Source organism: Actimicrobium sp. CCC2.4, from assembly GCF_034347385.1.
In the GTDB taxonomy this organism is placed as follows: Bacteria; Pseudomonadota; Gammaproteobacteria; order Burkholderiales; family Burkholderiaceae_D; genus Actimicrobium.
Window position 1 is genome coordinate 51,806 of the sequence record NZ_CP133777.1, and the last position, 22,520, is coordinate 74,325.

21 protein-coding genes are annotated in these 22,520 nt (G+C 59.6%); 1 reads left to right on the top strand and 20 read right to left on the bottom strand.

The features are described from left to right. Window positions 1–3: 3 nt before the first annotated feature. The 15 genes from hisD to RHM62_RS00355 all read right to left on the bottom strand — a co-directional run bounded on the left by hisD (window position 4) and on the right by RHM62_RS00355 (window position 16,396). Complete coding sequence (gene hisD, locus RHM62_RS00285) at window positions 4–1,317, bottom strand: histidinol dehydrogenase (protein ID WP_322123621.1); 1,314 nt, start codon at window positions 1,315–1,317, stop codon at window positions 4–6. 18 nt (window positions 1,318–1,335) lie between these two features. After that, window positions 1,336–1,995, bottom strand: coding sequence for an ATP phosphoribosyltransferase (hisG, locus tag RHM62_RS00290; protein ID WP_322123622.1), 660 nt, complete (start codon window positions 1,993–1,995; stop codon window positions 1,336–1,338). Then, a complete protein-coding gene (gene murA / locus RHM62_RS00295) occupies window positions 1,992–3,242 on the bottom strand; it encodes a UDP-N-acetylglucosamine 1-carboxyvinyltransferase (RefSeq protein ID WP_322123623.1) in 1,251 nt (416 codons plus the stop codon). The genes hisG and murA overlap by 4 nt, the downstream gene beginning before the upstream one ends. Further along, window positions 3,235–3,477 carry a BolA family protein gene (locus RHM62_RS00300; protein ID WP_009668075.1) on the bottom strand — a complete coding sequence of 81 codons (243 nt, stop codon included), beginning with the start codon at window positions 3,475–3,477 and terminating at the stop codon, window positions 3,235–3,237. The genes murA and RHM62_RS00300 overlap by 8 nt, the downstream gene beginning before the upstream one ends. Before the next feature lie 24 nt (window positions 3,478–3,501). After that, window positions 3,502–4,257 carry an ABC transporter permease gene (locus tag RHM62_RS00305; RefSeq protein WP_322123624.1) on the bottom strand — a complete coding sequence of 252 codons (756 nt, stop codon included), beginning with the start codon at window positions 4,255–4,257 and terminating at the stop codon, window positions 3,502–3,504. Beyond that, the gene (locus RHM62_RS00310; protein ID WP_322123625.1) at window positions 4,254–5,165 is read right to left on the bottom strand and encodes an ABC transporter ATP-binding protein; all 912 of its coding nucleotides are present in this window, start codon (window positions 5,163–5,165) and stop codon (window positions 4,254–4,256) included. Before RHM62_RS00310 ends, RHM62_RS00305 begins: the two co-directional genes overlap by 4 nt. Before the next feature lie 146 nt (window positions 5,166–5,311). After that, on the bottom strand, window positions 5,312–5,608 hold the full coding sequence (locus tag RHM62_RS00315; RefSeq protein ID WP_322123626.1) for an STAS domain-containing protein: 297 nt from the start codon (window positions 5,606–5,608) through the stop codon (window positions 5,312–5,314). Window positions 5,609–5,617: 9 nt separating this feature from the next. Beyond that, window positions 5,618–6,253 carry an ABC transporter substrate-binding protein gene (locus RHM62_RS00320; RefSeq protein ID WP_322123627.1) on the bottom strand — a complete coding sequence of 212 codons (636 nt, stop codon included), beginning with the start codon at window positions 6,251–6,253 and terminating at the stop codon, window positions 5,618–5,620. Between the two features lie 43 nt (window positions 6,254–6,296). Next, a complete protein-coding gene (locus RHM62_RS00325; protein WP_322123628.1) occupies window positions 6,297–7,139 on the bottom strand; it encodes a VacJ family lipoprotein in 843 nt (280 codons plus the stop codon). Continuing rightward, window positions 7,136–7,609: an outer membrane lipid asymmetry maintenance protein MlaD gene (gene mlaD / locus RHM62_RS00330; RefSeq protein ID WP_322123629.1), complete on the bottom strand. Its 474-nt coding sequence runs from the start codon at window positions 7,607–7,609 to the stop codon at window positions 7,136–7,138. Before mlaD ends, RHM62_RS00325 begins: the two co-directional genes overlap by 4 nt. A 67-nt stretch (window positions 7,610–7,676) precedes the next feature. Then, a complete protein-coding gene (gene mlaE, locus RHM62_RS00335; RefSeq protein ID WP_416172306.1) occupies window positions 7,677–8,453 on the bottom strand; it encodes a lipid asymmetry maintenance ABC transporter permease subunit MlaE in 777 nt (258 codons plus the stop codon). Beyond that, window positions 8,453–9,253 (bottom strand): ABC transporter ATP-binding protein, encoded by an 801-nt coding sequence (locus RHM62_RS00340; protein WP_322123631.1) that lies wholly within the window; start codon window positions 9,251–9,253, stop codon window positions 8,453–8,455. Before RHM62_RS00340 ends, mlaE begins: the two co-directional genes overlap by 1 nt. Window positions 9,254–9,376: 123 nt before the next feature. Beyond that, a complete protein-coding gene (locus RHM62_RS00345) occupies window positions 9,377–10,840 on the bottom strand; it encodes a glutamate synthase subunit beta (RefSeq protein WP_322123632.1) in 1,464 nt (487 codons plus the stop codon). Window positions 10,841–10,896: 56 nt separating this feature from the next. Beyond that, on the bottom strand, window positions 10,897–15,585 hold the full coding sequence (locus tag RHM62_RS00350) for a glutamate synthase-related protein (RefSeq protein WP_322123633.1): 4,689 nt from the start codon (window positions 15,583–15,585) through the stop codon (window positions 10,897–10,899). A gap of 169 nt (window positions 15,586–15,754) precedes the next feature. Next, window positions 15,755–16,396 (bottom strand): transposase, encoded by a 642-nt coding sequence (locus RHM62_RS00355; RefSeq protein WP_322123634.1) that lies wholly within the window; start codon window positions 16,394–16,396, stop codon window positions 15,755–15,757. Between RHM62_RS00355 and RHM62_RS00360 the strand changes: the two genes are divergently transcribed. Continuing rightward, window positions 16,313–16,546, top strand: a complete 234-nt coding sequence (locus RHM62_RS00360; protein ID WP_322125453.1) for a hypothetical protein — start codon at window positions 16,313–16,315, stop codon at window positions 16,544–16,546. The two genes, RHM62_RS00355 and RHM62_RS00360, sit on opposite strands and share 84 nt — an antisense overlap. Before the next feature lie 74 nt (window positions 16,547–16,620). Here the strand turns inward: RHM62_RS00360 and RHM62_RS00365 are convergent, their stop codons facing one another. The 5 genes from RHM62_RS00365 to ssb form a co-directional block, all read right to left on the bottom strand. Further along, on the bottom strand, window positions 16,621–17,616 hold the full coding sequence (locus RHM62_RS00365) for a glycosyltransferase family 4 protein (protein WP_322123635.1): 996 nt from the start codon (window positions 17,614–17,616) through the stop codon (window positions 16,621–16,623). After that, complete coding sequence (locus tag RHM62_RS00370; RefSeq protein WP_322123636.1) at window positions 17,613–18,161, bottom strand: GNAT family protein; 549 nt, start codon at window positions 18,159–18,161, stop codon at window positions 17,613–17,615. Before RHM62_RS00370 ends, RHM62_RS00365 begins: the two co-directional genes overlap by 4 nt. Before the next feature lie 71 nt (window positions 18,162–18,232). Next, a complete protein-coding gene (locus tag RHM62_RS00375) occupies window positions 18,233–19,750 on the bottom strand; it encodes an HDOD domain-containing protein (protein ID WP_322123637.1) in 1,518 nt (505 codons plus the stop codon). Further along, window positions 19,747–21,417 carry a putative bifunctional diguanylate cyclase/phosphodiesterase gene (locus tag RHM62_RS00380; RefSeq protein ID WP_322125281.1) on the bottom strand — a complete coding sequence of 557 codons (1,671 nt, stop codon included), beginning with the start codon at window positions 21,415–21,417 and terminating at the stop codon, window positions 19,747–19,749. The genes RHM62_RS00375 and RHM62_RS00380 overlap by 4 nt, the downstream gene beginning before the upstream one ends. Before the next feature lie 552 nt (window positions 21,418–21,969). Next, the gene (ssb, locus tag RHM62_RS00385) at window positions 21,970–22,464 is read right to left on the bottom strand and encodes a single-stranded DNA-binding protein (RefSeq protein ID WP_322123638.1); all 495 of its coding nucleotides are present in this window, start codon (window positions 22,462–22,464) and stop codon (window positions 21,970–21,972) included. Window positions 22,465–22,520 lie beyond the last annotated feature (56 nt).

Genomic DNA, 22,520 nt, shown 5'->3' on the forward strand with positions numbered 1-22,520 from the left:
CTGTCATCGCAAGCGCATTTCTGCCGAGCGGGCATGGGCCTGCAAGCCTTCGCCATAAGCGAGTTCGGCCGCAATCTTGCCCAGCGTGATCGCACCGGCGGCGCTGACATGGATGATCGACGAGCGCTTCTGGAAGTCATACACACCCAGCGGCGACGAGAAGCGCGCCGTGCGCGAGGTCGGCAGCACATGGTTCGGTCCGGCGCAATAATCGCCCAGCGACTCCGACGAAAAACGACCAAGGAACATCGCACCGGCGTGGCGGATCTGGTCGGCCCAGCGCTGCGGGTCAGCCGCCGAAATTTCCAGATGCTCGGCGGCGATGCGGTTGGCGATCTCGCAGGCTTCTTCCATGCTACGCACCTTGATCAGCGCGCCGCGGTTCGTCAGCGAGGTGGCGATGACGTCCTTGCGCGGCATCTCTTCCAGCAGCCGGTTGATGCTGGCTTCGACCGCCAGCAGATAGGCGGCGTCCGGACACAGCAAAATCGATTGCGCCAGCTCGTCGTGTTCGGCTTGCGAAAACAGGTCCATCGCGATCCAGTCGGGATCGGTGCTGCCATCGCAGATGACGAGGATCTCGGACGGGCCGGCGATCATGTCGATGCCGACGATGCCGAATACGCGGCGCTTGGCGGCAGCCACATACGCATTGCCGGGACCGACGATCTTGTCGACTTGCGGGATCGTTGCGGTGCCGTAGGCCAGTGCACCGACGGCTTGCGCGCCACCGATCGTGAAGACGCGATCGACACCGGCAATCGCGGCGGCGGCCAGCACCAGCTGGTTTTTGACGCCGGCAGGCGTCGGCACCACCATGATCACTTCCGGCACGCCGGCCACTTTGGCCGGAATCGCGTTCATCAGTACCGACGACGGATAGGCCGCCTTGCCACCGGGGACGTAGATGCCGACGCGGTCGAGCGGCGTGACTTTCTGGCCCAGCACGGTGCCGTCGGCTTCGGTGTAGGTAAAGCCGGCCGAACCGCATTCGGCTTTCTGGCGTTCGTGATAACTGCGCACGCGATCGGCAGCTTGCTGCAACGCGTCGCGGCGTACCGGCGACAGGCCGAGCAACGCCGCCTGCAATTCGGCCTGCGGGATTTCAAGGGTACTGACACGGTCGGCGGCAAGCCGGTCGAACTGATTGGTGAACTCGAGCACGGCGTCGTCGCCACGCAGTTTGACGGCGGCGAGTATGGTCGCAGCGGCCTGGTCGATGGCAGCATCTTCGCCGGCCTCGAAGGCCAGCACGGCATCAAGCCGGGCAAGAAAATCAGGTTCGGTGGAATCGAGTTTGCGGATCGGGAGTGTCATGGCATGCCTGTGAAAATGTTAGGTCCTTGAGGCTTTTTCGAATGCGTCGAGGATGGGTTGCAAGCGCTCGCGCTTGAGTTTCAGTGCCGCCTGGTTGACCACCAGCCGCGCCGAGATTTCCATGATGTGTTCGACTTCGACGAGGTTGTTGGCGCGCAGCGTGTTGCCGGTGCTGACCATGTCGACGATGGCGTCCGACAAGCCCACCAGCGGTGCCAGCTCCATCGATCCGTACAGCTTGATCAGGTCGACGTGCACACCCTTGGACGCAAAATGCTCGCGCGCGGTTTGCACGTACTTGGTTGCGACCCGCAGGCGCGCACCATGGCGCACCGCAGTGGCGTAATCGAAGCCGGCCTGCACCGCCACAGACATCCGGCAATTGGCGATATTGAGGTCGATCGGCTGATACAGGCCTTCGCCACCATGCTCGTACAGGACATCCTTGCCGGCCACGCCAAAATCGGCAGCGCCGTATTGCACGTAGGTCGGCACGTCCGAGGCACGCACGATGATGACGCGCACGTACGGATCATTGGTCGGCAGGATCAGCTTGCGCGAGGTTTCGGGATCTTCGGTAACCATGATGCCGGCGGCTTCGAGCAGCGGAATGGTTTCTTCGAAGATGCGCCCTTTTGACAGGGCCAGGGTCAGTTGCTGCTCGACTGGAATATTCATTTGACTCGCTCGATCTGTGCGCCGACTGCCGACAATTTGACTTCCATGCGGTCGTAACCGCGGTCCAGGTGATAGATGCGTTCGATCAGGGTCTGGCCTTGCGCGGCGAGGCCGGCAATGACCAGCGAAGCCGACGCGCGCAAGTCGGTCGCCATGACCGGTGCGCCGACGAATTTATCGACACCCTTGACGATGGCGATGTTGCCTTCGATATCGATGGCCGCGCCCAGCCGGTTCATTTCCTGCACATGCATGAAGCGGTTTTCGAAGATGGTTTCGGTAACATGACTGGTGCCATCGGCGATGCAATTCAAGGCCATGAACTGGGCCTGCATATCGGTCGGAAAGCCAGGATACTCGGTGGTACGGAAGCTGATCGCTTTCGGACGTGCGGCCATCTGGACCCGGATCCAGTCGGGGCCGGAGGTCAGGATCACGCCGGCTTCGCGCAACTTGTCGAGCGCGACATCAAGGATATCGCTGCGGGTGTTTTTCAGGATAACGTCACCGCCGGTGGCAGCGACCGCGCACAAAAACGTGCCGGTCTCGATGCGGTCGGCGATGACGGTGTGTTCTGCGCCATGCAAACTGGCGACGCCCTGGATGACCAGGCGGTCGGTGCCTATGCCAGCGATCTTCGCACCCATCGCTACCAGCAGGTGGGCCAGGTCGGCGACTTCGGGCTCACGGGCGGCGTTTTCGAGGATGGTCTCGCCATCGGCAAGCGTGGCTGCCATCAGCAGATTCTCGGTGCCGGTAACGGTGATCATATCGGTGACGATGCGCGTGCCCTTGAGCTTCTTGGCACGCGCATGGATGTAACCGGCTTCGATCGTGATCTCGGCACCCATCGCCTGCAAGCCCTTGATGTGCTGATCGACCGGACGCGAACCGATTGCGCATCCGCCCGGCAGCGAGACCTTGGCTTCGCCGAAACGGGCCAGCAGCGGACCGAGCACCAGGATCGAAGCACGCATGGTCTTGACCATGTCATACGGCGCTTCGAGCTTGTCAATAGCCGCCCCATTGAGCATGACCTGGTTGCCCTCCTGCTCCGCGCGCAAGCCCATCTGGCGCAGCAGCTTGAGCATGGTCGTCACGTCCTGCAGTTGCGGCACGTTCGATAGCTGCACGCTGTCGGCGGTCAGCAATCCGGCGCACAGGATCGGCAGTGCAGCATTCTTGGCACCCGAAATGAAGATGTCGCCGGACAGGCGGTTGCCACCCGTGATGAGGAGTTTATCCATTGTTGGCGAACTCCTCGGGCGTCAGGGTCTTCATCGACAGCGCATGGATTTCTTCGCGCATGCGATCACCCAGCGCGGCGTAGACGATCTGGTGGCGCTGGATCAGGCGCTTGCCGGCAAACGCGTCAGAGACAATGACAGCCTTGAAATGCTGGCCATCACCTTCGACTTCAACGTGACTGCAGGCGAGGCCGGCGGCGATGTAATTCTTGACGAGTTCTGGAGTAGGAAACATGACGGGCTCTTTAAAAAAACGTGTTCAGTGGCGCAGCTTGTAGCCGCTCTTGAGCATGCCGACCGCGATGGCGGCCAACAACAGCGAGAAAGCGGAGACGATCGCCAGACTCAACAGCGGGTTGACATCGGACTGCCCGAAAAAGCCAAAGCGGAAACCGTCGATCATGTAGAAGAACGGGTTGAAGTGCGATACCGTCTGCCATGTCGGCGACAACGAATGGATCGAATAAAACACGCCTGACAAAAAGGTCGCCGGCATGATCAGAAAGTTCTGGAAGGCCGCGAGCTGGTCGAATTTCTCGGCCCAGATACCGGCGATCAAGCCCATCGTGCCCAGCATGGTCGCACCCAGCAACGCGAACACCAGGATCCACCACGGTGCAACGAACGACAGTTTTGCGAACCATGCGGTGATGATGAAGACACCGGCGCCGACCGCGAAACCGCGCACCACTGCCGCCAGCACATAGGCACTGAACAGTTCCCAGTGCGACAGCGGCGGCAGCATCACAAAGACCAGGTTGCCGGTGATCTTGGACTGGATCAGCGACGACGACGAATTGGCAAACGCGTTTTGCAGGATGCTCATCATGACCAGGCCGGGAATCAGGAAGGCGGTATAGCCGACGCCCGGATAGACCTCGACCCGGCCTTCGAGCACGTGGCCGAAAATCATCAGGTACAGCATCGCGGTAACGATAGGCGCGGTCAGCGTTTGCGTCGCGACCTTCCAGAAACGCAGAACTTCCTTATAGAACAGTGTCTGGAAACCGATCATTTGTCACCGTCCATAATTTGCAGGAATACGTCTTCGAGATCAGCCTGCTTGAGCTGCATGTCTTCGATGACCACACCACCTTCGCGCAAGCGCGCCAGGATAGGTTCGACATCGTTGTAGCCATTGACGCGCAAGGTGAATTGATTACCGCCGAGTAGCTGCTCGGGATTCGTCACCAGCGGCTTGAGGCTATCCGGCAGCACACCGCTGGCCAGGTGCACCACCAGTTGCGAGCCGGAGATGCGCTTGATCAGGTTGGCCGTCGAGTCCAACGCCACCACTTTGCCGGCTTTCAGCATCGCCACGCGGGTGCACAGGGCTTGCGCTTCTTCGAGATAATGCGTGGTCAGCACTACGGTGTGGCCTTCGCGATTGAGGCGGGCAACAAATTTCCACAAGGTCTGACGTAGTTCCACATCGACGCCGGCGGTTGGCTCGTCGAGCACGATCACCGGCGGCTTGTGCACCAGCGCCTGCGCCACCAGTACGCGGCGCTTCATGCCACCCGACAGCGAGCGCATGTTGGCGTCGGCTTTATTGGTCAAATCGAGGTGATGCATGATCTCGTCGATCCACTTGTCGTTGTTCTTCAGGCCGAAATAGCCGGACTGCATGCGCAAGGTTTCGCGCACCGAAAAAAACGGATCGAACACCAGTTCCTGCGGCACCACGCCAAGGCGGGCGCGCGCGGCGCGGTAATCGGTGACGACATCATGGCCTTCGACCGTGACGGTGCCGGAATCGGGCCGGCTGAGACCCGCGATAATCGAGATTAGCGTGGTCTTGCCGGCGCCGTTCGGTCCGAGCAGGCCAAAAAACTCGCCCTGCTCGATCGACAGCGAAACGCGGTCGAGCGCACGCAGCGACTGGTAGCTTTTTTCTACGTTGGTAATCTGGATGGCGGCCATGGAGGCAGTTGCGCAATTCTTGGAAATGATCCGGAGGTCAGTCGGAAGTGAGCAAAAAACGGAGGCACCAGGTGGTCCGTTGCTGGATTAAGGGTACCGATTATAGGGGATTTCCGTTGCCGGAAGCCGCCCGCCGTGCAGCAGGGTCAGTGATGTGGCACGGCGATAGAATGGTCAGCGTCGATACCGGCCTGCAGCAGATCGGCGACACCGTACAAGTTAGCCAGGCTGGAGAGGCTGACAGACGGATTGGAAAACCTGAGCGGTACACCACGTTCCCGTGCCGCGCGCTGCCAGGCCAGCAGGACAGCGACGGCACTTGAATCGACGCGCTCGACCTGCGCCAGATCGATGACTTGCTGCCCTGTGGCGATCGCGCCCAGGCCGGCCTCAAGTACGCTTTTGGCGGTATCGAACGTCAGTGTCCGGGCAGGTGCAAACATGGCGGTCAATCAGCTCCCCGATTTACCGGCGAGAGACTTGTTCTTGTCGGTCAGCGCCTTGATCAGACCATCGATACCACCGCGGCCGATTTCGGCAGCGAACGTGCTTTTGTAGGTCTCGACCAGCCAGGCACCGAGAACATTGACGTCATAGATGCGCCAGCCGGCAGCGGTTTTCTCCAGCCGGTAATTGAGTTGGATAGGCTCGCCGCGTGATTGCAATACCTGCGAGCGCACTTCAACATCGGTATCGGCTGGCAGTGAACGCATCGGCAGGAACTGGACTTTCTGGTCACGCACCTGCGAGATAGCACCCGAATACGTGTAGACCAGCAGGCTGCGAAATTGCGTCGTCAGTTGCTGTTGCTGCTCGGGTGTTGCGTTACGCCAGAAGCGTCCGGCGGCCAGTGCAGTCATTTTCTGGAAATCGACGGAAGGCAGAATTTTCTCTTCGACGACTTGCAGCACGCGCTGCTGGTTACCGCCCTGAATGGCCTTGTCGGACTTGGCAATATCGAGAACTTCCTGGCTAATGCGCTTGACCAGCGCGTCGGGCGCTTCCGTCTCTGCAGCAACGGCACCACCGGTGAACGACAACATGCCAAGGGTGACGACTGCAGCGAACAACTGTTTAAATTTTTTCATGATTTCCCATTTCGGTAACTGAGCCCTGGATCTGCGTCCGGACTTACTCTGCCTTGACACTCAACTGCGCGGACGGTGCCTGCTCTGGCACCGGAGCCTGAAGCGGCTCGATGCCAGGAACCGCAACGGCACTGTCAACAGGTGAGGCCGCCGAGCGCTCATTCAAGTACGAATCATCCACCGTCGAGCGGCGCCCTTTACCCCTGGGTACGTCACCGTCATAAACCCGGCTCTGGCGGCGCTGCAGATAAGCATCGCGGATGAATTCATAGCGATCCAGCGCGGCGTCTTCGATCAGGCTGGACGCATCCAGCACGCTGGCACGCAAGTCGACCAGACGCAGCGCCGTTCCCATGTTGCGCACATTGGTTGGATCCTTGTAAGTCCACGGATCACCAACGATGTCGAGCGGAGTCGCTGCAGTGTCACGCAAGGTCGACGAGCCGAACAAGGGCAAGACCACGTACGGGCCTGAAGCCACGCCCCAACGGCCCAGGGTCTGACCAAAATCTTCGCGATGCTTTTGCAGTCCTGCTTCCGAACCGATGTCGAGCAAACCACCCAGTCCTAGCGTGCTGTTGACGGCGACGCGCATGAAGTCATTCAGGCCATCTTCGACTTTTCCCTGCAAGAGATTATTGACCGCGGTCCAGACATCACCAAGGTTACCGAAAAAATTACCTACGCCGGTTTGCACGAATTGCGGCAACACGTTCTTGTAGACGGTCGCCGCAGGCTTGAGCGCCACCCGGTCGAGTCCGTCATTGAAGCTGAACATGGCGCGGTTGTAGGTCTCAAAAGGATCCTGCGGATTGCGGCTGGTGGCACAACCGGATATGGCAACCGCCAGGACCAGCATCGTGATGCGTTTCAAAACAGGGTTCATTTTTTCTCATCCTTTCCGTCGGCTGCCTTGCTGAACAAGAACTGAGTGATCAGATTCTCGAGGACCAGGGCCGATTGCGTCATTCTTATATTGTCACCGGCAGCGAGCAGATTCGTATCGCCGCCTGGTTCGAGGCCTATGTACTGCTCTCCCAGCAAGCCTGAAGTCAGGATTTTTGCCGAGCTATCTTTGGGGAATTTGTAGCGGGTCTCCATGTTGACGGTCACGGAAGCCTGAAAACGCTGGTCGTTAAACGCAATATCAGCCACGCGACCGACTACCACGCCGGCACTCTTGACGGGCGCGCGCGGCTTGAGTCCGCCGATATTATCGAAGCGCATCGTGACCGGATACGTTTGCGCAAACGATAGCGAACTCAGATTGCCTGCCTTCATGGCCAGGAAAAACAAGGCTACCGCCCCCAGCAGAACGAACAGGCCTACCCATAGATCCAGTGATTTTCGTTGCATGATCCGATACCCTAACTAGTTATTGCGTTACACGATGCGTCACGTTTGTATTTTTTCCAGCGCACGATCAGTTGAACATGAGCGCCGTCATCAGAAAGTCCAGCCACAGCACGGTCAGCGAACCGATGACCACCGTCCGCGTGGTAGCCCGGGCAACACCTTCCGGCGTTGGCTGGGCCTCATAACCCTGAAACAGCGCAATGAAGGTGACCGCAATACCGAATACAAAACTTTTCAGGACGCCATTGGCAATGTCCTGCCAGACATCAACGCCACTCTGCATCTGTGACCAGAACGCGCCTTCGTCAATACCGATCATCTGCACGCCGACGACATAGCCGCCAACGATACCAACGGCACTAAATATCGCCGCCAGTACCGGCATCGCAATGACCCCGGCCCAGAACCGCGGCGCCAGCACCCGCTGTATCGGATCGACCGCCATCATTTCCATTGCCGACAATTGCTCGCCGGCTTTCATCAGGCCGATCTCGGCCGTCAGCGACGTTCCGGCGCGGCCGGCAAACAGCAATGCCGTGACCACCGGCCCGAGTTCGCGCACCAGTGACAAGGCCACCAGCAGACCCAGCGCCTGCTCGGAACCGTAACGATTGAGCGTGTAGTAACCCTGCAAACCAAGGACAAACCCCACGAACAGACCCGACACGGCGATGATCACCAGCGAATAATTACCGACAAAATGAATCTGGTCGGTAATGAGTCGCGGCCTGCGCCAGAGCCCGGCGGAAGCCCGCATAATCGCCAGAAAGGCGCGTGCGGCATGGCCAATTTGTTGCAAAAATCCGGCAACCCGGCTCCCGAGTGCGGCGATCCAGTCGAGCATCATGTCGCCTCCAGGCCGAGGTCGGCTGCCAGCGACTTGCCGGGATAGTGGAACGGCACCGGACCATCGGCATCGGCGTGGACGAATTGCCGGACATACGGATCAGTCGACTCCCGCATTGCCGCCGGCGTGCCTTCGGCCACAATCTTGCCTGCGGAAAGGAAATACACGTAATCCGCGATCAGGAAGGATTCATTGACGTCATGCGATACCAGAATGGAGGTCGAACCCAGCACATCATTGAGACGACGAATCAGGTTGGCCGTGACACCCATCGAAATCGGATCGAGGCCGGCGAACGGTTCGTCATACATGATCAATTGCGGATCCAGCGCGATGGCACGCGCCAGCGCTACGCGTCGCGCCATGCCGCCGGAAATCTCGGATGGCTTGAGCTGCGCCGCATTGCGCAAGCCCACTGCCTGCAATTTCAGCAGCACCAGATCGCGCAATAACGCCTCCGGCAAATCCGTATGCTCGCGCAGCGGAAAAGCCACGTTCTCGAAAACACTCAGGTCCGTGAATAGCGCGCCATGCTGGAACAGCATGCCCATATTGCGCCGCAATGCCATCAAGTTCTGGCCGGTGAGCTCATGCACTACCGCGCCATTGACCGTCACGGCACCTGCTTGCGGCACCAGTTGCCCACCGATCAGGCGCAAGACCGTGGTCTTGCCGGAACCGGAACCGCCCATGACGGCAATGACCTTGCCACGTGGAAAATCCATTCGGACGCCCGACAGGATCGGGCGCTCTCCATAAGCAAAATGCAGTTCGCGGATTTCGACTAGATTGGGCACGGTGCGGCCAGGTTGATGCAAAAGCGTGATTGTAGTTCAGATCGGCAGATTACTATGTGCGCTGCACAACAAACCCCGGAATGGCTGTGATGAAAAGCCACTCCGGTTTGTGAGGCGGAAAAATCAGCGAGGCAGGACCGACTCGCCCATCAGGAATTCATCGACGGCACGCGCGCACTGGCGGCCTTCGCGAATCGCCCACACGACCAACGACTGACCACGACGCATGTCGCCGGCAGCAAACACCTTTGGCACCGAAGTCTGGTAGCAACCAGCACCATCGGTCGTGGCCTTGACATTGCCGCGGCTATCTTTCTCGACGCCGAACGCTTCCAGCACTTGCGCCACCGGCGAGACGAAACCCATGGCCAGAAAGACCAGATCGGCTTTCAGTTCGAATTCCGAATCCGGCACTTCCTGCATGCGGCCGTCTTTCCATTCGACGCGCGCGGCAATGAGCTTATCGACCTTGCCGTTTTTGCCTTCGAGACGCTTGGTAGCGACCGCCCAATCGCGATCGCAACCTTCTTCATGCGACGACGAGGTACGAAGCTTGGTCGGCCAGTACGGCCAGACCATCGGCTTGTTTTCTTCTTCCGGCGGCTGCGGCATCAGTTCGAACTGGGCCACCGACGTGGCACCCTGACGGTTCGAGGTACCGACGCAATCGGAACCGGTGTCACCGCCACCGATGACGATGACATGCTTGCCGCCGGCGAGAATCTGGTCCTTGACCTTGTCGCCGGCATAGCTCTTGTTTTGGAGCGGCAGGAAGTCCATCGCGAAATGCACTCCCTTGAGCTCGCGACCCGGCACCGGCAAATCGCGCGGTTGCTCTGCGCCACCGGCGACGATGACGGCATCGAAGTCTTTTTCGAGCTGCTCGGGGAAGATGGTTTCCTTGGCCCAGTTGTTGACGTTGGCCGGGAAGTCCTTGCCGATCAATACGCCGGTGCGGAAAGTTACGCCTTCGGCCTGCATTTGCTCGACGCGACGGTCAATGTGGATTTTTTCCATCTTGAAGTCAGGGATACCGTAGCGCAGCAGGCCGCCAACGCGATCACTCTTTTCGAACACAGTGACATCGTGGCCGACCCGCGCCAGTTGCTGCGCCGCTGCCATGCCGGCAGGACCGGAGCCGACAATGGCGATCTTCTTGCCGGTTTTGGTGGCCGACGGTTGCGGCACGACCCAGCCATTCTCCCAGCCCTTGTCGATGATGAAATGCTCGATCGACTTGATGCCGACGGCGTCGCTGTTGATGCCGAGCGTGCAGGCGCTTTCGCACGGTGCCGGGCAAATGCGGCCGGTGAACTCGGGGAAGTTGTTCGTCGAGTGCAAGGTCTCCAGCGCTTCGCGATAACTGCCGCGATACACCATGTCATTCCAGTCGGGAATGATGTTGTTGACCGGGCAGCCGGTATTACAAAACGGAATACCGCAGTCCATGCAGCGCGCGCCTTGCACTTTGGCTTCGGCGTCGGTCAGGTGCAGCGTGAATTCCTTGTAATGCTTGGTGCGCAGCTGCGGCGCTTCGCTCGCCTCTTTGAGGCGCTGAAATTCCATGAAGCCAGTTACTTTTCCCATGATCGATCCAGGTTGTGCGCTGTCCGTTGCAGCAACGGACAGCGCCGTTGTTCTTCTTATGCTGCGACTTTTTGCTTGCCGGCCTTGGCCTTGCGAGCCGCATCCATTTCGCCCAGTGCGCGCTTGTACTCGGTCGGAAAGACCTTGACGAACTTGCTACGTGCAGTACTCCAGTCATCCAGCAAATTGCGCGCGCGCGTGCTGCCGGTGTACTTGAAGTGACGCTCGATCAACCCCTTCAGGATCGCTTCATCGGTCTGGCCCTCGCCATTACGTTGCAGGCTGTGCCAGCGCGGCTTGTCGCCGATGGCTTCCTGCTCGGCATGCGGCACCACCAGATCGAGAGCTACCATCGCCATATTGCAACGGGTTTCAAAATCGCCTTCCGGGTCGTAGACGTAGGCGATGCCACCCGACATGCCGGCGGCAAAGTTACGCCCTGTCTCGCCCAGCACGACCACGGTACCGCCGGTCATGTATTCGCAACCATGGTCACCGCTGCCTTCGACGACGGCCGTGGCACCGGAATTACGTACCGCAAAACGCTCGCCCACGACGCCATTGAGAAAAGCCTCGCCGGAGATCGCGCCGTACAACACGGTATTGCCGGCGATGATGTTGTCGACTGCACGACCACGGAATTCAGTGTTCGGCCGCACGATGATGCGTCCACCTGACAAGCCCTTGCCGACGTAATCGTTGCCTTCACCGACCAGGTCGATCGTGATGCCGTGCGCCAGGAAGGCTGCCGCCGATTGACCTGCCGTGCCTTGCAGCTGGATATGAATGGTGTCATCCGGCAAACCGTCATGGCCGTATTTCTTGGCCACTTCGCCCGACAGCATCGTGCCGACGGTGCGGTTGACATTGCGCACCGGCGAGATGAACGATACCCGCTCGCCTTTTTCCAGCGCTGCCTTGGCTTGCGCGATCAGCTTGTGATCGAGCGCACCTTCCAGACCGTGATCCTGCTCTTCGACGTGATAGCGTGCTTCGTCGGCAGGCATGTCCGGCAGATGAAAAATCCGGCTGAAGTCGAGGCCCTTGGCTTTCCAGTGGGTGACCGCTTTCGATTTATCGAGCAGGTCGGCGCGGCCGATCAGTTCGTTGAAGGTCGCGATCCCGAGTTGGGCCATGATCTGGCGCGCTTCTTCGGCAACGAAGAAGAAGAAATTGACGACATGTTCCGGCTTGCCCGAAAACTTTTCGCGCAGTACGGGATCCTGCGTTGCCACGCCCACCGGGCACGTATTCAAGTGGCATTTGCGCATCATGATGCAGCCTTCGACCACCAGTGGCGCGGTCGCGAAACCAACTTCGTCAGCGCCCAGCAAGGCAGCGATGACGACATCGCGGCCGGTCTTGATCTGGCCATCGGCCTGCACGCGGATACGGCTGCGCAGACGGTTAAGTACCAGGGTTTGCTGGGTCTCGGCCAGGCCGAGTTCCCATGGCGAACCGGCATGCTTGATCGACGACAACGGCGACGCACCGGTACCACCGTCATGACCGGCGATGACGATATGATCCGACTTGGCCTTGGCAACACCGGCGGCAATCGTGCCGACGCCGACTTCGGAAACCAGCTTGACCGAGATCGAGGCTTTCGGATTGACGTTCTTCAGGTCATGAATCAATTGCGCCAGATCTTCGATCGAATAGATATCGTGATGCGGCGGCGGTGAAATCAAGCCCACACCAGGCACCGAGAAGCGCAGCTTGGCGATGTATTCAGAAACCTTATGACCGGGTAACTGACCGCCCTCGCCAGGCTTCGCGCCTTGCGCCATCTTGATCTGGATCTGGTCGGCCGAGCACAGGTATTCGGCGGTGACACCGAAACGACCTGACGCAACCTGCTTGATCTTCGAGCGCAAGGAATCGCCTGCCATCAGCGGGATGTCGACGACGACGTTTTCTGCGCCAATAATCGAGGCCATCGAATCGCCCTGCTTGATCGGGATGCCTTTCAATTCCTGCTGGTAGCGATGCGCATCTTCGCCGCCCTCGCCGGTGTTGGACTTGCCGCCGATGCGGTTCATCGCGATGGCCAACGTGGCATGCGCTTCGGTCGAGATCGACCCGAGCGACATCGCGCCGGTCGCGAAGCGCTTGACGATTTCCTTGGCCGATTCGACCTGGTCGAGCGGGATCGCCTTGGCCGGATCGATCTTGAATTCGAACAGGCCGCGCAAGGTCATGTGCCGTTGCGACTGGTCATTGATGATCTGCGCGTATTCCTTGTAGGTATTGAAGTTGTTGGCGCGGGTTGAGTGCTGCAGTTTCGCAATCGCATCCGGCGTCCACATGTGGTCTTCACCACGCACGCGGAACGCGTATTCACCACCGGCTTCGAGGGCGTTGGTCAGTACCGGATCCTTGCTGAAGGCAGCGCGATGCAGGCGCAACGCTTCTTCGGCCACTTCGAACACGCCGATACCCTCAACGTTTGATGCGGTACCCTTGAAGTACTTGTTGACCAGTCCTTTGTTCAGGCCGATCGCTTCAAAAATCTGCGCGCCGCAATACGACATGTAGGTCGAGATACCCATCTTCGACATCACTTTCAGCAAGCCCTTGCCGACGGCTTTCTGATAGTTGTAGATGGCTTTCTCGGGCGACAATTCGCCTGGCAGGCCGGCGGCCATTTCAGCCAATGTATCCATCGCGAGGTACGGATGGATTGCTTCGGCGCCGTAGCCCGCCAGCAGCGCGAAGTGATGCGTTTCGCGCGCCGAGCCGGTTTCGACGACCAACCCGGTCGAGGTGCGCAAGCCCTTGCTGACCAGATGCAAGTGGATCGCCGAAGTCGCCAGCAGCGCCGGAATCGCGACCTGCTCGCCATCGACCTTGCGGTCTGAAATGATCAGGATGTTGTGCCCTGAATGGACGGCATCGACCGCCTTCGCGCACAGCGAAGCCAACCGTGCTTCGATACCTTCCTTGCCCCAGGCAACCGGGTAGCAGATATTGAGTTCATGCGACTTGAACTTGCCGCCCGTGTGCGCGCTGATATTGCGCAGCTTGGCGATGTCGCTGTAGTCGAGCACCGGTTGCATGACTTCGAGACGCATCGGTGGATTGATGTTGTTGGTGTCGAGCAAGTTCGGCTTCGGACCGATGAACGACACCAGCGACATCACCATCGCTTCGCGGATCGGGTCGATAGGCGGGTTGGTCACTTGTGCGAACAGTTGCTTGAAGTAGTGGTACAGCGTCTTGTTCTTGTTGGACATCACGGCCAGCGGCGAGTCATTGCCCATCGAACCGGTGGCTTCTTCGCCATTGGCGGCCATCGGTGACATCAGGAACTTCAGGTCTTCCTGGGTGTAGCCGAACAGTTGCTGGCGATCGATCAGCGGCAGTGTCGAGGCGGGCTCGACCGGCTCGGCCTTCAGCGTATTGAGACGGATGCGAACAGACGCAATCCACTGCTTGTACGGCTTGGCGTTGGCGTAGGTATCTTTCAATTCCTTGTCGCCGATGATACGGCCGGCATCGAGGTCGATCAGGAACATCTTGCCCGGCTGCAGACGCCATTTCTGGATGATCTTCGACTCGGGAATCGGCAGCACGCCGGACTCCGACGCCATCACCACCAGGTCATCGTCGGTGACGATGTAGCGTGCAGGGCGCAAGCCGTTGCGGTCGAGCGTGCCGCCAATGTGACGGCCATCGGTGAAGGCCATCGCGGCCGGACCGTCCCATGGTTCCATCATCGCGGCATGGTATTCGTAGAAGGCGCGACGGTTGTCGTCCATCGTGGTGTGATTTTCCCAGGCTTCCGGGATCATCATCATCATCGCCTGCGCGATCGGATAGCCGGCCATGATCAGCAGTTCGAGCGCATTGTCGAAGCTGGCAGTATCGGACTGGCCTTCATAGATCAGTGGGAACAATTTCTTGAGGTCATCACCCAGCACGGACGACTTCATCACGCCTTCGCGGGCCCGCATCCAGTTGAAGTTACCCTTGACGGTATTGATCTCGCCATTGTGCGCGATCAGGCGATACGGGTGGGCCAGTGGCCACTCCGGGAACGTGTTGGTCGAAAAACGCTGATGCACCAGCGCCAGCGCGGAGACGCAGCGCGGATCTTGCAGATCCTTGTAGTACACGCCGACCTGATCCGCCAGCAGCAAGCCCTTGTAGACCACGGTGCGGGCCGACATCGACGGCACGAAAAACTCCTGACCGTGCAGCAGGTTCAGCGCACGGATCGCGTGACCGGACGATTTGCGAATCACGTACAGTTTGCGCTCGAGCGCATCGGTGACCATGATGTCCGGACCACGACCAATGAATATCTGACGGATCACGGGTTCCTTGTCGCGCACGGTCGGCGACATCGGCATCGTGATATCGACCGGCACGTCGCGCCAGCCCAGCACGACCTGACCTTCGGCCATGACCGAGCGTTCGATTTCCTGTTCGCAGGCAATCCGCGATGCGTTCTCTTTGGGCAGGAACACCATGCCGACACCGTACTCGCCAGGCGGCGGCAGCTCGACTCCGAGCAAGGCCATCTCTTCGCGGTAGTACTGGTCAGGCACTTGAATCAGGATACCCGCGCCATCACCCATCAACTTGTCCGCCCCGACCGCGCCCCGGTGATCCAGATTTTTCAGGATCAGCAGACCTTGCTCGACGATAGAGTGGCTCTTGTTACCCTTGATGTGGGCGATAAAACCGACGCCACAGGCATCGTGCTCATTGGATGGGTCGTACAGACCTTGTGATTGCATAACGGTTCTCCCTGCCCGACGAATTTGAGGGCTAAGGATAGTGCAGCATAAAATTGTGCGCAACCTCTTTAATTAGGGTCAGAGTCAATTTAAATTCGCCATTTGCTCCATCTTTTTTAAATGGGGACAGAGTCAATCAAGCGACAGCACAATCCGGGTGCAGACCGCACTATTCCGGCTCGCGTTCTTCTGTCGGATCGGGCCTGGGCGGGCGTCCGCGTCGTGCTGGTCCAACGCGACGCTGAACGGTTTTTTCCAACGTCGTCCGGAACTGGCTGGAGCCGAGCGCCCATCCTTTGAGCGTTGAATCCGTCAGCGTCGTGACCTCTTCAGCACTCAAGCCTTGCCGCACTAATTCCCGATAGGCAATTTCGCGCTCGAAAGGCGTATTACCGAGCGCCCAATACAAGCCATGGTCACTAATCAGAGGATTGGAATGCGTGCCAGCATGATGGGCATAGCTCGACCACGGGAAATCGGCGGGATCGACCACCAACGCGGCGCGCACCGGATTGAGCTCGATATAGCGGCAGCAAGTCATCAGATAGCGCTCGGAATCGATCACGGTCGCCTTGAAGCGGCCTTGATACAAGGTGCCGACGCGCTCGTACTTGCGATTGAAATACGGTACGTAATGCCGCCCTACCCATTGCATCATGCGGCTCAGGCCATCCTTGTCCGCGGGCGATGCCAGCAGGTGCAGGTGGTTGGGCATCAGCACGTACGCATGAATGGCTACCTTGAACTGGCGGGCGGCATCCGCCAGCCAGGCCAGAAAAATCCGATGATCATCATCATCGCGAAAAATCACCCGTCGGTCGTTGCCGCGCTGGATGATGTGATGGGGCTGGTCGGGGACGACAAGACGGGGAAGTCGGGCCATGGCAGGAAAGAAAAAGTTGCAGAGAAGCCCAATTTTAAAGGCATTCCAGCAAATTATTTTGACTCTGACCCTAATTAACTTTGAGTTTGCGAAAAAATAAATTGACTCTGACCCTATTTGATAAAAAATAAATCGACTCTGACCCCAATTTTTTAGCGGCGGAGGAATGTCATGCGTGCTTGTAGTGCCGACGCGCTGAACAGCGCTTCTACCGTGCGGCGGGCGTTGGCACCGATTAGGGCCCGCAGGACCGGGTCGTGGCGGAGCTGGTGCAGGATGGCGGCGGCTTGGTCGGTGGTGTCGAACAGGAAGCCGTTTTCGCCGTGGCGGATGTGATCGGCGTATCCGCCGTGGCGGTGACAGACGACGGGTACACCGCAGGCCATTGCTTCGAACACGACGCGGCCGAAGGTTTCGACATGCACACCGGTGCGGTAGTAAAACACGTCAAGACCACGCAGGAAGTCGGCTGCATCGACCAATCCTTCGGGCGTCAGTTGCAGCGCCGGATCGGCGGGCAGCTGCTCCCGCAAGCTGGTGGCACCTTGCAGACGCACCTGCCAGCCCTCGCCGGGCAAGGTCCGGTAGAGGGCCAGGTCTTGCGCGTCGTGCTTGTCGGCGGTGTCGCGGCTGAGCCGGCCGACGACCAGCGGAAGGTTGGCGGGCGCGAATTGATCGGGTGATGGCGGGCGCGGATGGAATCGTTTGAGGTCGATTGGTGAGGGATGGATCTCGCCTTCGATACCGAGCATTTTTTTCTGGAACGCAGAAATAAGGACGTATTCGGTGCGCGGCCAGGAGCGCAGCGCCGGGCCGCGCGCGGTCAGTGCGAGGACTTTCGGATGGAAGGTGTTGAACACATAGATCAGCCGGCGCGGCGGTGTTGCCACCATCGGCCAGAGCCGGTTGCGCCAGTGCGCGCCAAAAAAGACGTAGTTGCCGCCCTGCGGTACCTGACCGCGCCAGGCGACTATCCGCTTGATCGGATAGCGCGACAGCAATGCCGGCGCGGCTCTCGACGAGGTCGCCCATAGCGTGACCGGACCGGTCTGCGACAGCAGCTCGAACACGGCCAGGGTCTCGAGCTCGCTGCCGCCATAGGGGTTGGCAAAACCATTGAACAGGTGAATCGGCACGCTGCCGCTCATGCTTGCCATTCCTGCTGCAGCAGCGCATAGCAATTGAGGTCGTGGAACTGGCCGGCCCAGCGGGCTTGCTGGCGATGCACGCCTTCGAAACGAAATCCGAGCCGGGTCAGCAGGGCGATCGAGGCTGCGTTGTCGGCGTGGCTTTCGGCCTGGATGCGATGCAAGTCCATGTGCGAAAACCCGTAATCGAGGATGGCGCTGGCGGCTTCGCGCATGTAACCGTGGCGCTGCATCGCGGCCGACAGCTCGAAACCCAGCATGCAGTTGTGCCAGCTCTTATTCCAGCGAAACAAGCCACTGGTGCCGATCAGCGCCCCGTCTTCGTTGCGCACGATGCCCCAGCGCACCCCGGTGCCCGCCGGAAACCAGCCTGCGAACATGGCCGCCATCTGGTCTGCCTGGCTGCGCTCGGTGAGCGCATCGATGCCGAACCAGCGCATGGTCTGGGCGTCGGAGTGAATCAGGAATAGCGCGTCGGCGTCGGTCGGGACGATCTCGCGCAGGGTCAGGCGTGCCGTCTGGAGGATGGGAAAAATGGACGACATCGGTCGGGGCCTGTCTTTCGGTTATCGGGCGTTCACGATAGCGGAATCGGCACTGCCGATCAACGCCGGGACTATCGGCGGTTCCAGGTCGGTTCGACCGGACGCTGCGGTTGCAAGGCGCGCACCAGCAAGGCGCGCAATTCATTCATCGGCACGACCTCGGCGGCCTCGACCTTCGAGGGCGCAACATGCATATCCCAGTCGCCATACAGGAAACCGATCGGCGAACGATTGATGGTCAGTGGCATCACGACGAAACTGCGGGTGGTCGGCAACGCGTCTTTCCACCAGCGCGGCAATTTGTTGATGAAGGCAGGATCGCGGGCGTTTTCGACAAAGATCATCTTGTCGTTGGCCAGCGCGGCATGAAATACATCGGGCTGGTAGGCATCCTCGAACGTCAAGCGCGCAGCAATCTCTTGCAGCTTGCCGCCAAGACACATGCGCGCCTGATAACGACCGTCTTTCACGATGCGCTGGAACAGCGCGCCGTGACTGAAACCGAGGCTCTTGAACAGGAGTTCCAGCGCCATTGTCATCAATTGGGCATTGCTCGATGTCAGGCTCAGTTCGCGCAGATCGGCAACACCGCGCGCCAGCAATTGCGCGGCATCAGCAGGTTTGCCGCTGACGGCAGCCGCGGCGGTCGCCACCGGTGCCGCGCCGGCGGGACGCTGCGGCCGGGACGCCGTCGCGCCATCGTCGCGCGCGGCTTGCTGGGCGGTTTCTACGGCCAGCAATAACTGGCTCGCATCGACCCCGAGCATGCCGGCGTAGTCTTCGGTAATTCTGGCGAGCGCGACGGCCAGTTCGGTACTATCCGGCGCTTCCGCAAACAGGACGTCGGCACAGGACAGCGACATCGTCGACACCGCGGCCAACCAGGCATTGTGGTCAAGCGGTTCGTCCAGGGCGCTCGGATACAGGTCCTTGAGCGTGTCGACCAGCGTGTTCGGCAAGCCCCAGCGCAGCGCCACCATCCGGCCGATCTGGTCCAGGCCGAGTCCCAGCACATGACGCGCGCGCTGGTCTTGCTGGCGCTCCCGCGGCACGTGCTCGATCGCGCTGCCGGTGGTGATCTGCTGCCACATTTCAGGCAGATAGAAAGCCACCATCATCCGGCCCAGTGCGTGCAGCATCGAACACACCACGGCTTCTTCGGCGTCGCGGGTACTGGCACCGGCGGCGACCTGACGTCCGATGTGACCGGACAGGACGGCTTTTTCCATTTCGCTACGGGCCAGTGCCGAATCCGCCGACGCGACCGACAAGCCATCAATGAGCTTCACGCCCAGCGCCAGATGGCCGATTGCATCGGTACCCAGTACCACGACAGCTTTCGAGACGGTGTTGATGTCGCGGCCGAACACCGCATACATCGGACTGTTCGCCAGACGCAGTACTTTTTGCGTCAGTCCCGGGTCCGACAGCACGGTGCTGGCCATATTGAAATCGCGATCATCCTCACCGCGCATGGCCGCCAGAATCGAGCTGACGACTTTGGAAAATCCCGGCAAATCGCCGCGCTGACGCACGCGCGTCCATAGCAATTGCAGCGTCTGTTCGGAATCTGCCGGCTTGTCACTCATGGTGCCAGTACCCGCTTGGCCAACGATGGCGCGGGCACGGCAGCCGTCTGCAGCAGCGTGATGGCCGCTTCCGGCAACATCGGGCGGCCGGTGAAGTATCCCTGGATCAGGGTGCAACCCTGACGTGCGAGGAACTCCAGCTGGGCCGCGTTTTCGACGCCTTCGGCGACGGTGGATAAATTCAGATGACTGGCCAGGCTCAGTACGACATTACAGATCGCGGCGTCCTTGACCGATTCCGGCAAGTCCTGCACGAAGGCCCGGTCGATTTTCAGCGTCGAGATCGGAAAGCGCTTCAGGTAAGCCAGCGAAGAATAGCCGGTGCCGAAGTCATCAATGGCGATCTTCACGCCCCGGGAGCTGATCTGGTTGAGCATGGCCTCGGCATGCTCGGGATCCGACATCAGGATGCCTTCGGTAATTTCGAGCAATAGCTCGGAGCCGACCAACCCGGACATGCTTAGCGCGTTATCCATCACGCCCAGGAACTGGTCATTGCGAAACTGACGCGGGCTGACATTGACCGACACGTACAAAGGCCGGCCGGCCACTTCCTGGAAGCGCTTGATCTGCATGCAGGCCGAGCGCAGTGCCCAGGCCCCCAGCAAGTTGATCAGTCCGTTGCTCTCCGCCATCGGGATGAATTGCGATGGCGGTACCGGTCCGAGCTCGGGACGCATCCAGCGCATCAGCGCTTCGAAACCCAGCACCTGGCAGGTCACGGCGTCGACGATGGGCTGGTAGTGCAGGAAGAATTCGCCATTGCGCACCGCGTCGAACATCGCCGCCTCCATCGAGACGTCGTACTCCTGCTGATTGAATTTTTGCGGGTTATAGACCACGCAGCGGGCCTTGCCGGTTTCCTTGGCATGGCACATCGCCGTGTCGGCGTGACTGAGCAACTTGACGTCGTCGTCGCCATGATCCGGATACGTGGCCGCCCCGATCGAGGCGCCGACGTACAGCGTGTGGCCCTGAATTTCAAACGGCACTTGCATGTTTGCAATCATGCGTCGCGCGACCGTCTGGATTTCTGCTTCGCTGACCGCACCCGGCAGGACTGCCACGAACTCATCACCACCGACGCGGGCTAGCGTATCGACATTGCGCAAGGTTTCGCGCAAGCGCTCGCCGGCCACCCGCAACAAGGTATCGCCGACCAGGTGCCCGAGTGCATCGTTGACCTTCTTGAAGCGGTCGAGGTCCAGCGCCAGCACCGAAAATCCGCGCCCCGTACGCTTGGCCTGCGCGATCGCCATCTGCAAGCGATCCGACAGCAAGGAGCGATTCGGCAGGCCGGTCAGCGCATCGTGGGTGGCCATGTGGCGCAAGCGCTCTTCGGTATCTTGCTGAACCGAAATATCGCGCCCGACTACGAGCAGCGCAGTCGTCCCTTCCGGCGTGACGTAATTAGTCAGCTGCAGCTCGAACCACATGGATGACTTGCGCGTGTTGATGCGGGTATTGATCTTGCCGGAACGCCCCGATTCGAGCGCCTGGGTAATGGCCAGGCTGATGATCAGGCGATCACTCAGCGGTGCCAGCTCCGACAGAAACCAGCCAACAATGCTGACACCTGTGCCGACAAATTCCAGAGCACGCTGGCTGACGTACAGAATCCGGCCTCGATCATCAAGGCAAAACACCGCGTCGCCTGCTGCCTCCATGAGGCTGTTCAAAGGTCCGTCAGCACCGGCTTTCAAGAGTCCCGTCCCTATTGCGGTTGGTGTGACGATGTCCGCCAGTATTCTATGCACGGCGTAGCCCGGGGTAGCAGTCACACGGAAGCAGACTGGTACCCGGCAGAGCCAAACAGACATGCATTACAAAATAGCGCTCCACTGAAGCCTTCCTGATACCTGGCGAGGTGCCAGGCTACGGCGATGAGTTCTCGCTATTAAAGTGACTTCTTAAGTTTATTTACAAATAACAACGTGGAACTTATCAAGAAAATCACCAAAAGTACATCCCATGTGGAAAATACTCGGGATATTCATTGCGTTATAGGCAATATAAGCAGGAGGAACCGGCTAGCGGGTGTCCGTCGGGCATCACGAGGCCATCCATTGCGCACAAAATGCGCACCCGGCGGATCCGGCGGATCCGGTAAGCCACCAGAATTCTCTCAAAGACATCTACCCAAGACGCCGCTCATTAAAAAACCGGTTGTCCTCCGCCAGGGCAAAGGACAACCGGTCTGTTTTTTACGAACGGATCAATCAGAACGGGATGTCGTCATCCATATCCGAAAAATTCGGGGCCGGACGGGAAGCCGGTGCCTGGCGCGGCGCGCTCGCAGCCTGAGCCGGCTGGGCACTCTGGCGTGGTGCCGGGGCGCTGCCGTAATCGTCTTCCATTGCACCGCCGCCACCCATGCCTTGCCGGCTACCGAGCATCTGCATCGTGTCAGCAATGATTTCGGTGGTGAAGCGCTCGACGTTTTCCTTGTCGGTCCATTTGCGGGTTTGCAGCTTGCCTTCGATATAGACTTGCGAGCCTTTTTTCAGGTACTGGCCGGCGATCTCGGCGAGCTTGCGGTAGAAGGTGATGCGGTGCCATTCGGTGAGTTCTTTTTTCTCGCCGCTGTTCTTGTCTTTCCAGCTTTCGGTGGTGGCGACCGCAATGTTGGTGACGGCGTCGCCGTTGGTCATGTAGCGGGTTTCAGGATCGCGGCCGAGGTTGCCGATGATGATGACTTTATTGATCGATGCCATGGTGGTTTCTCCTGGGGTGTCTGTATCGGGGCAGTCGACTGCGCTGCTGCGGATGC

Coding starts and splice junctions, on each gene's coding strand:
- RHM62_RS00360 (WP_322125453.1), top strand. CDS start 16,313: ATGAATGGCTACCTTGAACTGGCGGGCGGCATCCGCCAGCCAGGCCAG.
- RHM62_RS00320 (WP_322123627.1), bottom strand. CDS start 6,253: ATGAAAAAATTTAAACAGTTGTTCGCTGCAGTCGTCACCCTTGGCATG.
- mlaE (WP_416172306.1), bottom strand. CDS start 8,453: ATGCTCGACTGGATCGCCGCACTCGGGAGCCGGGTTGCCGGATTTTTG.
- RHM62_RS00350 (WP_322123633.1), bottom strand. CDS start 15,585: ATGCAATCACAAGGTCTGTACGACCCATCCAATGAGCACGATGCCTGT.
- RHM62_RS00310 (WP_322123625.1), bottom strand. CDS start 5,165: ATGGCCGCCATCCAGATTACCAACGTAGAAAAAAGCTACCAGTCGCTG.
- ssb (WP_322123638.1), bottom strand. CDS start 22,464: ATGGCATCGATCAATAAAGTCATCATCATCGGCAACCTCGGCCGCGAT.
- RHM62_RS00365 (WP_322123635.1), bottom strand. CDS start 17,616: ATGAGCGGCAGCGTGCCGATTCACCTGTTCAATGGTTTTGCCAACCCC.
- RHM62_RS00375 (WP_322123637.1), bottom strand. CDS start 19,750: ATGAGTGACAAGCCGGCAGATTCCGAACAGACGCTGCAATTGCTATGG.
- RHM62_RS00300 (WP_009668075.1), bottom strand. CDS start 3,477: ATGTTTCCTACTCCAGAACTCGTCAAGAATTACATCGCCGCCGGCCTC.
- RHM62_RS00345 (WP_322123632.1), bottom strand. CDS start 10,840: ATGGGAAAAGTAACTGGCTTCATGGAATTTCAGCGCCTCAAAGAGGCG.
- RHM62_RS00305 (WP_322123624.1), bottom strand. CDS start 4,257: ATGATCGGTTTCCAGACACTGTTCTATAAGGAAGTTCTGCGTTTCTGG.
- RHM62_RS00315 (WP_322123626.1), bottom strand. CDS start 5,608: ATGTTTGCACCTGCCCGGACACTGACGTTCGATACCGCCAAAAGCGTA.
- mlaD (WP_322123629.1), bottom strand. CDS start 7,609: ATGCAACGAAAATCACTGGATCTATGGGTAGGCCTGTTCGTTCTGCTG.
- RHM62_RS00325 (WP_322123628.1), bottom strand. CDS start 7,139: ATGAACCCTGTTTTGAAACGCATCACGATGCTGGTCCTGGCGGTTGCC.
- RHM62_RS00380 (WP_322125281.1), bottom strand. CDS start 21,417: ATGGAGGCAGCAGGCGACGCGGTGTTTTGCCTTGATGATCGAGGCCGG.
- hisD (WP_322123621.1), bottom strand. CDS start 1,317: ATGACACTCCCGATCCGCAAACTCGATTCCACCGAACCTGATTTTCTT.
- murA (WP_322123623.1), bottom strand. CDS start 3,242: ATGGATAAACTCCTCATCACGGGTGGCAACCGCCTGTCCGGCGACATC.
- hisG (WP_322123622.1), bottom strand. CDS start 1,995: ATGAATATTCCAGTCGAGCAGCAACTGACCCTGGCCCTGTCAAAAGGG.
- RHM62_RS00370 (WP_322123636.1), bottom strand. CDS start 18,161: ATGTCGTCCATTTTTCCCATCCTCCAGACGGCACGCCTGACCCTGCGC.